Source organism: Arthrobacter sp. UCD-GKA (assembly GCF_001863355.1).
In the GTDB taxonomy this organism is placed as follows: domain Bacteria; phylum Actinomycetota; class Actinomycetes; order Actinomycetales; family Micrococcaceae; genus Paeniglutamicibacter.
The window spans coordinates 191127-204184 of the sequence record NZ_MOLR01000004.1; the positions used below are offsets into that span (position 1 = coordinate 191127).

A 13058-nucleotide genomic window follows, 5' to 3' on the forward strand; every position below is an offset into this window, starting at 1 on the left:
GGGAGGGCAGCCCGGGAGAACCGGCCGCCACTGCCCCCAGTCTTGCCCTTCCGCGCACCGGCGGGCAAGGGGCACGAAGGAAGGGCCGGGAGTCAGCGGGCCAGTTTCTTCAGCGGGACTTCGGGGTCGGCAAGCGCTTCGGGCGGAACAATGATGCCGCGGTCGATGATGCGCCGGGCCGCCCGGATCATCAGCCCGCCGTCGATCGCCGCGGCCCCGAGCATCCGCCCGTCCGCGGCAACGTTGAAGGCGGCCACCGGTTCCCCCTCTTTCAGGCGCAGGATGGTGGTGCCCTCGGCGTTCATGTCCCCCACGCCCTCGACGTGGGTGCCGTGGCGGTCGGACCAGAACCACGAGGCGCCGTGCACCGGTGGTTCCTGGCCCAGGATCGCCGCGGCCGCGGTGGCCCCGGTGTTCATGGCGTGTTCCCAGTGCTCGCCACGCCGTTGCAGCGTCCCGTCGACGGACCGGGTGCGGGCCATGTCCCCCACCGCGTAGATCCCCGGGTGCGAAGTGCGCTGGTGCTCGTCGACCAGCACGCCGTTGTCGGTCGCCAGGCCTGCGCCCTGGGCGAGGGCGGTGTTGGGGATGATGCCGATGCCCACGAGCACCTCGTCGCATTCGAGGACCCGGCCGTCGGCCAGCTCGATCCGGTGGCCCGCCCCGGTTCGCGTGATGCCCGCGGGCGTGCCGTGGACGACGGTGATGCCCGCACCGGAGTGCATGGCGTGCAGGCGTCGCGCCAGCTCTGGGCCCACGGCGGGCACCAGCGGGGTCTCGACGGGGTCGATCAGCGTGACCTCTGCCCCGAGGGCGAGGGCCGAGGAGGCGACCTCGGCGCCGATGAGTCCGGCCCCGACGATGGCCAGCCGGATGCCCGGGGCGAGCTTGCCGCGCAGCGTGTCTGCATCGGCGCGGCTGCGCAGCACCAGCACCGAGTCCAGGTCGCCGCCGGCCACCGGCAACGGACGGGCGGAGCCGCCGGTGGCCAGCACCAGGATGTCGGCGTGCAGTTTCCTGCCGTCCTGCAGTTCCACGCCCAGCGGTTCGATCGCCAGCGCGTGCACCGTGGCGCGGAGAAGTCCGACCCGGTGTTCGGAGAACCAGGAGGCCGGCGCCAGTTCGATGCCCGCGGCGTCCTTGTCCCCCAGCAGGTAGGCCTTGCTCAGCGGTGGGCGGTCGTAGGGAATCCCGGCGGGGTCGATGAGGTCGATGGTCCCGGTGAAGCCGCGCGTGCGCAGGTTCTGCGCGACGGTGAACCCGGCCAGGCCGCCGCCAACGATCAGGATGGATTCAATGCTCATGGTTGTGTGGTGCCGATCCGTGGATGTGGTCATGGACGTTCAGTGCTGCGTGCTGGCACGAGTTTGTGCCCGACTGCTGCCCTCCCATCATCCCGCGCGGGCGGGCTCCGCCACAAAGCGGGGACGGCCGTCCGTGGTGTCCGGGGCAACGTGCAACGGCGCTTCGACGAGCACCGGGGCCAGTTTCCGGCCCGCCGCGTGCAGGATCAGCTGACTGTGCGCCGGGTTGGCCACGGCTCCGGCTGGTGGGCCGTCGGCCCAGGCCCAGCCGTGGCGCCCGGCCAGCGCGCGCAAATTCGACCGATTCCGCTGCTGCAGTGCGGTGGGGTCGGCCGGGAAGCTTCCCGGCACCAGCACCCCGCGGGCAAAGCCGCGCGCCGCGGCGGCTTCCAGGGTCAGCGCCGTGTGGTTCAACGTCCCCAGGTCCGGGCGGGTGGCCACCACCAACCGGGCACCCAGCCCGCGGCCAATATCCGCGATGGTTTCCCCCGCCAGGGTCAAGGGCACCAGCAGGCCGCCGGCGCCCTCGATGAGCAGCACATCGTGCCACTTGGCCAGCGCCCGGGCGCGACGCAGGTGGTCGGCCAGGGTGGGCAGCGCCGCGGCGGCTGCCGGGCCCCCTGCGTGCAGCGCGGCATCCACCGGGGCCATCGGATCTTTCAGCCGCACTCCCTCCGACAGGGTGAGCTCCGGCGGGTTCCCCAGCCAGGACCCGATCGCGTGCACATCCCCGCCCTGCCCCGGTTCCACGCCGGTTTGGGCGGGCTTGTAGATGGCCACCGAATGCCCCGCATCCAGGGCTCCGGCGGCCAGGGCCGCGGTGAGGACGGTCTTGCCGACGTCGGTGTCGGTCCCGGTGACGGCGACGATCATGCCGCCACCCCCGCACCCGGCCACGAGCTGAACACGGTACGCGGCCACTGGAAGGAGAGCAGGTGCATCCAGTCCGGTTCCCCGCCGGCCGGGTTGAGCCCCGGCAGCGCGCGGGCCGCGGTGTGCAGCACCACCTCGGTTTCCATCCGTGCCAGCCCCGCGCCGAGGCAGCGGTGGATCCCGAACCCGAAGGCCAGGGAATCATCGTCCCCGTCCTCCATCAGGGCACCGCCCGAGAGCCGGAGCACCAGCTGCTCCCCGGCGGCAAAGCGCACACCATCCAGCTCGATGTCGGCCCGCACCACCCGGCGCCAGGTCGGCACCGAGGACGCGCGCGCCAGCGACCGGGCCACCAGCTGTGCGGCCGCGGATTCCTGCGCGCAGGAATCCCAGCGGCCCCCGTGCAGCGCGGCGGCCAGCGTCGTGGAGATGAGCATCGCCGTGGTCTCCTGTCCGGCAATGGTCAGGAAGTAGCCCAGTGAGCGGATCCGGTCCAGGTCCACCCCGCCTTGGTGCAGCGCCGCATAGAGGTTTCCGTCGTCGCGGGCCACGGCCTGCGCGACCGAGGTGCGCAGCCACGCGTGGAATCCGGCGGCGCTGGCGGCAAGTTCCCGCTGCCGGGCGGCGTCGGGCCAGCCCCAGAAGAGCTCCAGGGAATCGAGGCTCCAGGCCTTGAGGTCGGCGGCGGGCGGGACCGGGATCCCGGTGAGCCGGGCCATGACCTCGGGCGGGATGACCGCGGCCAGGTGCGCGGCCAGGTCGACGCGGGCGCCGTTGCGGTAGTCGGCGGCCAGTGCGGCGCAGATCCCGGCCACGCGTGCCCGGATGGGCTCCGCCTGGGCGGCGACCCTGGCGGGGCTGAAGAAGCGTGCCACGATGCGGCGGACCGCCAGGTGCGCTGCCCCGCCGGCGCTGGCCAGCACCGGGGGCAGGAAGAAGCGTTCGGCGGCCAGGATGCGCAGGGCCGCGGGTTCGAGGTCGATGGCGGTGTCCAGGGCGTTGGCCGGGGTGAAATCCTCGGGGCGCTGCAGGATCCGGCGCACCAGGGCGGGGTCCTCGATGCTGCGGTAGCGGTTGTTGACCGCCGCGGGGTAGGTGCCGGGCAGGGCCGTGGCCAGCGGCGCGGACGTTGGGGCAACGGCCGTGGACCCGGCAAAGGGACAGCTCATGATTCTTCCTCCAGGATGGTGGCGGCAATGGTGTGCAGCGCGGCGAGCAGCTCGCGCCGGTGGTGGTTGGCGTGGGCGGTGATCCGCAGCCGGGACACCCCGTCGGGCACGGACGGGGGCCGGAAGCAGGCCACGGAGATGCCGCGGGCGCGCAGGGCCGCGGCGGTGCGCACCGCGGTGGCGGCGTTGGCCATGGTGATCGAGTGCACCGCGCCGGCGCCCCGCTCGATGCGCCCGGAAAGATGCGGCACCGCGGACAGTGTGTCGTGCACAAGGGCGGCGTTGCGTTCCAGCCGTCCCAGCAGTTGCGCGTCGGCCAGTTCCAAGGCGGCCAGTGCGGCGCCGGCCGCGGCCGGGGCCAGCGCTGTGTCAAAGAGGAAGCTGCGGGCGGTGTTCACCAGGTGCTCGCGCAGCAACCCCGCCGTTTCCCCGCCCAGCAGCACCACCCCGCCCTGGGAGCCCAGGGCCTTGGAGAGCGTGGCGGTGGCGATGATGTGCCCGGAACCTGCCAGCCCGGCGGCACGCAGCGCCGAGCCGTTGCGCGTGGCGGCCAGCGAGTGGGCCTCGTCGACGAGAAGCAGCGCGCCGAACTCGGCGCACAGCGCATCCGCGGCGGCCAGGTCGGCGGCATCCCCCAGCACCGAATAGAGGGATTCGAGCACCAGCGCCACGCGCGGGGCCGGTGCCGGCGAGTCGCGGTTCGCCTCGAGCAGCGCCCTGGCGGCGTCGAGGTCGTTGTGCGCGGCTGTGGCCACCCTGGCCCCGGAGAGGCGGGCGCCGTCGATCAGGCTGGCGTGGGCATGGGCGTCGAGGATGAAGTGGCTGCCCGGTCCGCCCAGGGCCTGCAGGACACCGATGTTGGCGGTGTAGCCGCTGGAAAAGACCAGCGCGGTGTTCCTGCCGGTGTAGGCGCACAGCGCCTCCTCGAGCGCGCTGTGCACCGCCACGGTGCCGGTGGCCACGCGGCTGGCGGCGGCACCGGCTCCGTGGCGGGCCGCGGCCTCCCCGGAGGCGGCACGCACCGCCGGGTGCGTACCCAGGCCCAGGTAGTCGTTGGAGGCCAGGTCCACCAGGTGCCCGCGATCGCTCTCCACCCGGTGCAGCCCGCGGGCCGCGCGCACCCGTGCCCGCCCGCCCAGCCACGTTCCCCACGCCTCCGGAACGGCCGCGGGCGCATCGGCGGCCGGGGCAAGGCTAGGGGCCGTGGACATGGTCCACCGCCGCGACAAGGGCGGCGCCCAGCAGCCGGATCTCCTCCGCGCCGCTGGTGTAGGGCGGCATCACGTAGACCAAATCGCGGAAGGGGCGCACCCATGCCCCGTGGCGCACCGCGGCCGCGGTCACCTCCGCCACGCGCACCTGCTCGTGCAGCTGGATGACGCCGACCCCGCCCAGCACCCGCACGTCCTTCACGCAGGGCAACACGGCGGCCGGGGCGAGGGCCTCGCGCAGCCCGGCATACAGTGCGGAAACCTGGCCGCTCCAGGGTGCGTCGGCGGCGCGCGGGTTGCCTCCGCCGGTGAGCAGTTCGAGGGAGGCATTGGCCACCGCGCAGGCCAGCGGGTTGCCCATGAACGTGGGCCCGTGCAGCAGCGCCGAGCCGTTGCCGTGCGCCCCGTCCAGGGCGCCGGCGACCTTCGGGGTGCAGAGCATCGCGGCCAGGCTCAGGTAGCCGCCGGTCAGCGCCTTGCCCACGCACATCACGTCCGGCACCACGCCCGCCCATTCACTGGCGAACAGCTTCCCGGTGCGCCCGAAGCCGGTGGCGATCTCATCGAGCACCAGCAGCAGGTCGTGTGCGTCGGCGATCTCGCGCAGCACGCGCAGCGCCGCCGGGGCGTAGGCGTACATGCCCCCGGCGCCCTGCAGGAGGGGCTCGGCAATGATCCCGGCCAGTTCCGGGGCATGGGCCGCGGCCAGCGCGCGGGATTCGGTTTCCCAGGCGGCAAATTCGACCACGTCGAATTCCCAGCTGCCCTCCTCGGTCAGCCGGGCGGCCGGCGGCCGGGGCAGGAAGAGCTGTTCGGCCCCGGGCCGGGAGAAGGCGGCGTGCATGCCGTCCACCGGGTCGCAGACACCCATCGCCGCGAAGGTGTCCCCGTGGTAGCCGCCGCGCAGCGCCGCAAAGCGCTGCTTTCCGCTGTGCCCGCGGGCGTGCTGGTATTGCAGCACGACCTTGAGCGAGACCTCCACGGAGATCGAGCCGGAGTCGGCCAGGAACACGTGGGCCAGCTCGCCCGGGGCCATGGCCACGAGCCGCTCGGCCAGTTCCACGGCCGGGGCGTGGGTCAGCCCGCCGAACATCACGTGGCTGAACGAGTCGATCTGCGCATGGGCAGCGGCATCCAGCACCGGGTTGCGGTAGCCGTGCACCATCGACCACCAGGAGCCCATGCCGTCGATGACCTCATGGCTGCCGCTGGCGTCCTCGAGGGTGAGCCGCACGCCGCTGGCACCGGTGACCGCGTAGCGGGCGCCTGCATCGAGGGAAGCGTAGGGGTGCCAGAGCAGTCCTGCGTCCCGTGCCAGCAGGTCCTGTCCCTGGCTCACCAAGGACGTTGCGGCGCTCATGCGTTGGGGCTTTCGCCGGTTCCTGCACCGCGGCGGCGCAGCACCGGTTCGGCGCCTTGGGCCGGGCCGCAACCCAGGGAAGCGCCCGCACCGCAGCCGGAACCGCAGGCACTGCCGCAGCCGGCGGGTTCGCTCGCTGCGGCAGGGGCTTCGTCAGCCCGGTGGCGCAGGCGTGCGGCAAGCTCCGCCGGGTCGGTGTCCTCCTGGCCCAGGATCACGAACCCGGCATCAGAGATCATTTCCAGGTCGCGGCGCGCATCCTGGCCCTCGGACGTGAGGTAGTCGCCGAGGAACAAGGAGTTTGCCACGGCCAGCGCGGTGGCCTGCAGGGTGCGCAGGTGCATTTCGCGGCCGCCGGCCATGCGCAGCTCGGCGGCCGGGGCGGCGAGACGGACCAGGGAGAGGATCCGCAGGCAGGCCATCGGCGTCAGGTGCCAGGTCCCGGCAAGCGGGGTGCCGTCAAAGGGCATCAGGAAGTTCACCGGGATGGAGTCGGCCTCCAGCTCGCGCAGCGCGAAGACGGCCTCGACGAGCTGCTCGGGGGTCTCGCCCATGCCCACAATGAGCCCCGAGCACGGGGAGAGCCCGGCGTCCTTGGCCGCCCCGACGGTGTCCACGCGCTCGGCGAAGGTGTGGGTCGAGCAGATCTCCGGGTAGAGGGACTCTGCGGTGTTCAGGTTGTGGTTGTAGGCATCGGCCCCGGAGGCGGCAAGCCGTTGGGCCTGCCCGGCCTTGAGGATGCCCAGGCAGGCGCAGACCTCCACCTGTGGGTGCTCGTCCTTGATCTGGCCGATCATGGTGGCCACGCGGTCCACGTCGCGGTCGCTGGGGCCCTTGCCGGAGGCGACCATGCACACGCGCGAGGCTCCGCCGGCGATGCCGAGCCCGGCCTGATGCACCGCTTCCTCGGGCTTGAGCCAGGTGTACTTGAGGATCTCGGCCTTGGAGCCCAGACGCTGGGAGCAGTAGGTGCAGTCCTCGGGGCAGAGCCCCGATTTGAGGTTGACCAGGTAGTTGACCTTCACGGTGTTGCCGAAGTGCCTGCGGCGCAGGGTTCCGGCCGCGGCAACCAGCCCGAGCGTGTCCTGGTCCTGGGTCTGCAGGACGGCGAGGGCTTCGTCGGCGGTGAGCCGGTGGCCGGCGTCGATGCGGGCGGCCAGGTCTGCTGCGTCCAGGATCCCGGCGGTGGTGGCAGGTGCAGCGGGGGCGGGGATGGTATCGGTCGTGGTCATGGCGGGGCCTTCCGGTCGGGCGCTTCTCGGCGGTGCCAGGGCAACAGGTCCATGCGTTGGCAGCCCGAACAACCCATTGAACACCGTTCAATCATTCCCGGATCACACTACACGCCAATTGAACACCGTTCAATCATCTCGGCTTCACCGCGATTGGCCGGCATGCCTCCGTCGGCGCCCGCAAACGGCAAGGGCCCGTCCAGATCGAGCCAAGAACAAATTCCTGGCGCCACCGGACGGGCCCCTTGGGCCACAGTGCCTACACGGCCGGGGTGTCGGGGTAAAGCAGCAGCTCCCCGTCCTGGACCTCGATCTTGTGCGTGCGGGCAGCCACGGTAGCCGGCAGGCAGAGTGCGGTGCCGGACTTCAGGCAGAACTTCGCCGCGTGGACCGGGCATTCCACCTCGGTGCCCTCGATCCAACCGTCGGCCAACGAAGCGGTCTCGTGGGTGCACTCGTCGTTGATGGCATAGAAGTTCCCGTCCTCGGCGTGGAACACCGCGATGTCGTCCTTCGTGCCGTTGTCTTCGGACGGAATCACGATGGCTTCGCCTTCATCGATGCTGTCGACGGAACCGATGTTTATTGCCTCGCTCATGAGGGTGCCTCCTGGTGTGCCCCGTCGCCTCCGCGCCTTGCGCGAAAGCGATGGATATAGGAAAAGATGTTGCTCCATCATCCCGCCTTTCGGCCCACGGCCCAACCGCCAAGGCTCAGTGAGTCCGCCGGGAAGATCCTGCACCCAAATTTCCCAAATACGTTTATATCTTCGGATAACACCGCATAAGGTACGGATAATGTTTTTCAATCATCACGAACGGCGGCCGAAGAACGGCAGCCATCCGCAACGATAACCGATGTGAAATCAATTTCCGGCCACCGCCAGTATCACGATGTCGTAACACCGTTTCTGCCCCGTGATTACGCGGGCCAATCGATATCCACATGGTCACAAATCATGAAAAAACCCTCTTATCCCTCCTCCTTTCCCGCGACGGCTGTTAGCGTGAAGGCCTAAGTCTCATCCGTTGCGAGAGGCTCACCAGCCGAGCGCAACGGCCACGTGAACAAGAATGCACAAATCGTGTTGCCGGTTCTTCTGCGCGACACGTGGATGGAACCTCGCATGAACTCAGCACCAGGGACGGCTTCACCGGCCCTACGTGTCGCCAATGCCTACAAGGTGTTCGGACGTAGACCCCAAGAAGCGGTGAAGGCCCTCAAGGACGGCAAAACCCGCAAGGATGTGGCCGCGATGGGCACCGCGGCCGTCATTGACGCCTCGTTTGATGTCAAGCCGGGTGAAATCTTCGTCGTCATGGGACTGTCCGGCTCGGGCAAGTCGACGTTGATCCGGATGCTCAACGGCCTATGGCCCATGACCAGCGGCTCGGTCCACATCGGCGACATAGACATTTCCAAGATCTCCGGCAAGCGCCTGCGTGAGGTTCGGCAAAAGAGCATATCGATGGTGTTCCAGCACTTCGCCTTGCTCCCGCACCGCACCGTGCTGGAAAATGCCGCCTACGCCCTCGAGATCCAAGGCGTAGACAAGAAGAAGCGCACCGAACTGGCCACCGCGATGCTCGATACGGTGGGGCTCACCGGCTGGGGAGACAAGTACCCCGGACAGCTCTCCGGCGGCATGAAGCAGCGCGTCGGCTTGGCCCGGGCTTTGTGCTCGGAAACCGACATCCTGCTGATGGACGAGGCGTTCTCCGCACTCGACCCGCTGATCCGCCGCGACATGCAGGAACAACTCGCTTCCCTGCAGGCGGACCTGGGCAAGACCATCATCTTCATCACTCACGACCTGAACGAGGCTATGTTCCTCGGGGACCGCATCGCGGTGATGCGCGACGGGGAAATCGTGCAGATCGGCACCCCCGACGAGATCCTCACCTCCCCCGCCAACGACTACGTGGCATCCTTCGTCCGCGACGTGGACCGCACCCGCGTGCTCACGGCCGGCGCTGTCATGGAGAATCCGCGCGCAGTCGTTTCGATCAGCGGCGGAGCACGCGCTGCCCTGTTGACCATGCGTGGGCAGCTGACCTCCGGCGCGTTTGTCATCGACCGCAACCGCAACTTCCGCGGCATCGTCACCGACCGTGAGACCCAGGCCCTTGCCGACCGCGGCGGATCGGACCTCACCGAGATCCTGACCCGGACCGAGGACGCAATTTCCGCCGACACCGCGCTCAACGACCTCTTTGGCCGCGCAGTGGAAAGCAACACCCCCCTACCGGTCGTCGATGAGCAGGGACGGCTGGTCGGTGCCGTGGCCCGGGCAACGTTGTTGGCGGCCTTGGGCAACGTGCCGTCCACCACCAGCTCCATGGAGATCCTCGAGCCGGGCCAAACCGCCGGAAGCGACGACGGCAGCCAGAAACCAGGTATTTTCACCCAGGAGCCATCCGGTGAAGAGGGAGGCACTCTCTAATGGACGACTTGTTCCGGATTCCCGTCGGCAAATGGGCGGAAACAGCCCTCGACTGGATCATCGCCAACCTCGGCGCTTTTTTCGACGGCGTCAAGGCCTTCTTCGCCGAGTTCTACAACGGACTGGACTGGGTCCTGTCCACCCCTCCCTTCTGGGCCATCATCGTCGTTCTCGCGGCTCTGGCCTTCTGGCTCAAGGGCTGGAAACTGTCCTTGGGCACCATCATCGGGTTCCTGCTGATCTACGGCATGAACCAATGGGACAACGCCATGGATTCGCTGGCCCTGGTACTCGTGGCCTCCCTGGTGGCAGTGATCATCTCCGTGCCTTTGGGAATAGCCGCAGCCAAGTCCACGGCCGTCTCCAGCGTCGTCAAGCCTGTCATGGACTTCCTTCAGACCATGCCGGCCTTCGTCTACCTGATTCCGGTGCTTTTGTTGCTGGGCATCGGACCGGTTCCCGGCATCGTGGCGACCATCGTGTTTGCCCTGGCGCCAGGCGCCCGTTTCACGGAACTGGGCATCCGCTCCGTGGACAGTGAAGTGGTCGAGGCCGGCCAGGCCTTTGGCGCTTCGCCCATGCGCATCCTGCGCCAGATCCAGATCCCGCTGGCGATGCCCACCATCATGGCGGGCATCAACCAGATCATCATGCTCTCCCTGTCGATGGTCGTCATTGCCGGCATGGTGGGTGCCGGCGGCCTCGGTGGCGCGGTCTACTCGGCCCTGACCGGGTTGAACACGCCGCTCGGTGTGGAATCCGGCCTCGCCGTTGTCATCCTGGCGATCTTCCTCGATCGCATCACCGCTTCGCTGACCCACGTCAAGAAGCACGTCCCAGCGTAACCAGTTCCCCATTTTGCGGCTCCCGCGAAGTTGGGGACCATCAAGAAAGGCAAATTTCATGAAGAAGAAACTCGTATCATTCATGGCCCTGGCTGCCGCCTCGGCACTGGCCCTGACCGCCTGCGGATCCGGCGACGCCGGATCGGAAGCCTCTGGCTCACCGGGCGGAGACAAGAAGGAACTGACAATTGGCGTGTTCGCCGGCTGGGACGAAGGCATTGCCGTGTCCAACCTGTGGAAGAGCATCCTCGACAAGGAAGGCTACGATGTCACATTGACCACCGCCGATGCGGCACCGGTCTTCACGGGCATCACCACCGGCGACTTCGACATGACCATGGATGTCTGGCTTCCGGACACCCACAAAACGTACCTGGAAAAGTACGGCGACAAGATGCAGGAACTGGGCACCTGGAACGAAAACGCCAAGCTGACAGTGGCCGTGAACAAGGACGCCGACATCACGTCCCTGGACGAGCTCGCCAGCAAGGCCGACATGTTCGACAACCGAATCGTGGGCATCGACCCGGGTGCGGGGTTGACCGCCGCCATGAAGGACCGTGTCATCCCGGAATACGGCCTGGACAAGATGGAATTCGTGACATCCTCGACCACGGCAATGCTGACCCAGCTGAAGAAGGCAACCACCGACGGGGACAACATCGCGGTGACGCTGTGGCGTCCGCACTGGGCCTATGACGCGTTCCCGATCAAGGACCTCGAAGACCCCAAGGGCGCCTTGGGTGCAGCCGAGCACATCAGCACCTACGGCAGCCTGACCTTCAAGGACGACTTCCCCACCGTTGCGGGCTGGATGAAGGACTTCAAGATGGATGACGAGAAGCTCTTCTCCCTGGAAAACGCCATGTTCAACCAGGACGAAACCCAGGACTACGGTCCGATCGTCGAGAAGTGGATCGGCGAAAACCAGGAATGGGTCGATTCGCTGACCGCGAAGAAGTAGCCGCGCAGCACCTGCTCCAGGGGCCCGGGCCGTCCGGGACACCGCCCAACACCGCGGTGTCCTTGGAAGGCCCGGGCCCTTCGCCGTCTCCGTCCGGTCCTTCCGCGCGGCCGAAGGTGGGCACTAGACTCGGGCCATGACGGCTCATTGGCCTGCGGCCGGCCCCCGGATGGATCGCCGCACGGTATTGGCCCTTGGCGGAGCCCTCGGCCTGGCCGCCGTGGCCGGATGTTCCCATCCGCAAAATCCCATCGGTACAGCCACGCCCGGCCCCGTGCCCACCGGCACAGATCCCCGGCGAATGCTCAAGGCCAGCGGCCTTGACACACCCTGGTCCTTGGTCCGCACCGCGGACGGGCGCATCCTGGTCTCCGAGCGCGACACCGCCCGAATCCTGGCGCTCTCTCCCGACGGCGCCCTCGCGCCCCTGGTGCATCTGCCCCAGGTGGTCGCCGGTGGCGAAGCGGGGCTGCTGGGGCTCGAGATCTTCGCCGCATCCGGCGAGGCTGAATGGCTATACGCCTATCTGGGCACCGAAACCGACAACCGTGTGGTGCGCCTGGAGTTGCGCGGCTCCGGCGTCGGACCTGCCGAAGACATCCTCACCGGCATCCCCCGGGCCAACATCCACAATGGCGGGCGCCTCAAGAAGGGCCCGGACGGCCTGCTCTACATCGGCACCGGGGACGCCACCGACCAGCAGGCGGCCCAGGACCCGTCCCGGCTCAACGGCAAGATCCTGCGCATCAATCCCGACGGAAGCATCCCCGGGGCCAACCCCTTTGCCGGTTCCCCGGTCTATTCCTACGGGCACCGCAATGTCCAGGGGCTCGGCTGGGATTCGAGGGGCAGGCTGTGGGCCAGTGAGCTGGGCCCGGAGAAAAACGACGAGGTGAACCTGATCGAGCCTGGCAAGAACTACGGGTGGCCGGAGGCCACAGGGGTGGCTGACGATGAGCGTTTCGTCGACCCGATCCATGTGTGGCCCAGCCCCGCCGACGCCTCACCGAGCGCGCTGGCCGTTGCCGGGGACATTGCCTATGTGGCCTGCCTGCGCGGAGAGAGGCTGTGGGAGTTGCCGCTGCCGGACGGTGATCCGCCCGCCGGCGGAACACTGCCGGGAGCCCGTGCTTTGCTGTCCGGCCAGGAAGGCCGGCTGCGCGACGTGCTGGTGGTCGGGGATGAATTGTGGGTGGCGACCAACGAGGGCGAGGACTCGAGGATCATCGCCCTTGAGCTTCCCGTCGCCTAGTTACAGGTGGGCAACGATGCCCAAGACCTTGCTGAGGATGAAGCCGGCCACCAGTGCCGCGGCGGTCCAGTACAGGAAGCGCACCTGTGAACGGGGCTTTTCCAGCTGCCAGGAGCCGGTCTTGTCGTCCCGGTAATACACCAGGGCGTGGCCGTCGGGCGCCCGGGGGCTTTCCAGCACCAGCAGTTCGCTGCGGACGGTGCCGTCGGAAGTGTGGAAGACCAGGCATTCCTGGCCCTCGAGCACCGCAATCTCATAGTCGGCGGTCTTCCATCCTGCATCCCGGCGGCGTTCGGCCAACGCGAAGCCATAGAATCCGGCCGCGGCAATCAGCGCCACCCACCCAATGAGGTCGAGTGCCGGGCCCAGGCTGGTCAGCAGGTCTTGCACGTTCCCATCTTATGG

12 protein-coding genes are annotated in these 13058 nt (G+C 68.6%); 4 read left to right on the top strand and 8 right to left on the bottom strand.

Translation table 11 applies throughout. The features are described from left to right. Positions 1 to 92 precede the first annotated feature (92 nt). From BLJ79_RS07175 to BLJ79_RS07205, 7 genes are all read right to left on the bottom strand, one after another. The gene (locus tag BLJ79_RS07175) at positions 93 to 1304 is read right to left on the bottom strand and encodes an NAD(P)/FAD-dependent oxidoreductase (RefSeq protein ID WP_071214037.1); all 1212 of its coding nucleotides are present in this window, start codon (positions 1302 to 1304) and stop codon (positions 93 to 95) included. Positions 1305 to 1391: 87 nt separating this feature from the next. Then, positions 1392 to 2177: a dethiobiotin synthase gene (bioD, locus tag BLJ79_RS07180; RefSeq protein WP_071214488.1), complete on the bottom strand. Its 786-nt coding sequence runs from the start codon at positions 2175 to 2177 to the stop codon at positions 1392 to 1394. Next, positions 2174 to 3346 (bottom strand): cytochrome P450, encoded by a 1173-nt coding sequence (locus BLJ79_RS07185; RefSeq protein WP_071214038.1) that lies wholly within the window; start codon positions 3344 to 3346, stop codon positions 2174 to 2176. The genes bioD and BLJ79_RS07185 overlap by 4 nt, the downstream gene beginning before the upstream one ends. Then, positions 3343 to 4557 carry an aminotransferase class I/II-fold pyridoxal phosphate-dependent enzyme gene (locus BLJ79_RS07190; RefSeq protein WP_071214039.1) on the bottom strand — a complete coding sequence of 405 codons (1215 nt, stop codon included), beginning with the start codon at positions 4555 to 4557 and terminating at the stop codon, positions 3343 to 3345. The genes BLJ79_RS07185 and BLJ79_RS07190 overlap by 4 nt, the downstream gene beginning before the upstream one ends. After that, the gene (gene bioA, locus BLJ79_RS07195; protein WP_071214040.1) at positions 4541 to 5917 is read right to left on the bottom strand and encodes an adenosylmethionine--8-amino-7-oxononanoate transaminase; all 1377 of its coding nucleotides are present in this window, start codon (positions 5915 to 5917) and stop codon (positions 4541 to 4543) included. Before bioA ends, BLJ79_RS07190 begins: the two co-directional genes overlap by 17 nt. Next, positions 5914 to 7149, bottom strand: coding sequence for a biotin synthase BioB (gene bioB / locus BLJ79_RS07200; protein WP_071214041.1), 1236 nt, complete (start codon positions 7147 to 7149; stop codon positions 5914 to 5916). Before bioB ends, bioA begins: the two co-directional genes overlap by 4 nt. Positions 7150 to 7408: 259 nt before the next feature. After that, the gene (locus BLJ79_RS07205; RefSeq protein WP_071214042.1) at positions 7409 to 7747 is read right to left on the bottom strand and encodes a bifunctional 3-phenylpropionate/cinnamic acid dioxygenase ferredoxin subunit; all 339 of its coding nucleotides are present in this window, start codon (positions 7745 to 7747) and stop codon (positions 7409 to 7411) included. Positions 7748 to 8275: 528 nt separating this feature from the next. Between BLJ79_RS07205 and BLJ79_RS07210 the strand changes: the two genes are divergently transcribed. From BLJ79_RS07210 to BLJ79_RS07225, 4 genes are all read left to right on the top strand, one after another. Next, a complete protein-coding gene (locus BLJ79_RS07210) occupies positions 8276 to 9592 on the top strand; it encodes a quaternary amine ABC transporter ATP-binding protein (RefSeq protein WP_286135300.1) in 1317 nt (438 codons plus the stop codon). Next, the gene (locus tag BLJ79_RS07215; RefSeq protein WP_071214043.1) at positions 9592 to 10437 is read left to right on the top strand and encodes an ABC transporter permease; all 846 of its coding nucleotides are present in this window, start codon (positions 9592 to 9594) and stop codon (positions 10435 to 10437) included. The genes BLJ79_RS07210 and BLJ79_RS07215 overlap by 1 nt, the downstream gene beginning before the upstream one ends. Positions 10438 to 10495: 58 nt before the next feature. After that, entirely contained in the window at positions 10496 to 11401 is a 906-nt protein-coding gene (locus BLJ79_RS07220) for a glycine betaine ABC transporter substrate-binding protein (RefSeq protein WP_071214044.1), read from the top strand. 301 nt (positions 11402 to 11702) lie between these two features. Beyond that, a complete protein-coding gene (locus BLJ79_RS07225) occupies positions 11703 to 12653 on the top strand; it encodes a PQQ-dependent sugar dehydrogenase (RefSeq protein ID WP_175475415.1) in 951 nt (316 codons plus the stop codon). Here the strand turns inward: BLJ79_RS07225 and BLJ79_RS07230 are convergent, their stop codons facing one another. Next, on the bottom strand, positions 12654 to 13043 hold the full coding sequence (locus BLJ79_RS07230) for a hypothetical protein (protein ID WP_071214046.1): 390 nt from the start codon (positions 13041 to 13043) through the stop codon (positions 12654 to 12656). Positions 13044 to 13058 lie beyond the last annotated feature (15 nt).

Bases quoted from the DNA above. Each gene is read 5' to 3' on its own strand.
- BLJ79_RS07225 (WP_175475415.1), top strand. From the start codon at position 11,703: ATGCTCAAGGCCAGCGGCCTTGACACACCCTGGTCCTTGGTCCGCACC.
- bioB (WP_071214041.1), bottom strand. From the start codon at position 7,149: ATGACCACGACCGATACCATCCCCGCCCCCGCTGCACCTGCCACCACC.
- BLJ79_RS07220 (WP_071214044.1), top strand. From the start codon at position 10,496: ATGAAGAAGAAACTCGTATCATTCATGGCCCTGGCTGCCGCCTCGGCA.
- BLJ79_RS07210 (WP_286135300.1), top strand. From the start codon at position 8,276: ATGAACTCAGCACCAGGGACGGCTTCACCGGCCCTACGTGTCGCCAAT.
- BLJ79_RS07175 (WP_071214037.1), bottom strand. From the start codon at position 1,304: ATGAGCATTGAATCCATCCTGATCGTTGGCGGCGGCCTGGCCGGGTTC.
- BLJ79_RS07190 (WP_071214039.1), bottom strand. From the start codon at position 4,557: ATGTCCACGGCCCCTAGCCTTGCCCCGGCCGCCGATGCGCCCGCGGCC.
- bioD (WP_071214488.1), bottom strand. From the start codon at position 2,177: ATGATCGTCGCCGTCACCGGGACCGACACCGACGTCGGCAAGACCGTC.
- BLJ79_RS07185 (WP_071214038.1), bottom strand. From the start codon at position 3,346: ATGAGCTGTCCCTTTGCCGGGTCCACGGCCGTTGCCCCAACGTCCGCG.
- BLJ79_RS07215 (WP_071214043.1), top strand. From the start codon at position 9,592: ATGGACGACTTGTTCCGGATTCCCGTCGGCAAATGGGCGGAAACAGCC.
- BLJ79_RS07205 (WP_071214042.1), bottom strand. From the start codon at position 7,747: ATGAGCGAGGCAATAAACATCGGTTCCGTCGACAGCATCGATGAAGGC.
- bioA (WP_071214040.1), bottom strand. From the start codon at position 5,917: ATGAGCGCCGCAACGTCCTTGGTGAGCCAGGGACAGGACCTGCTGGCA.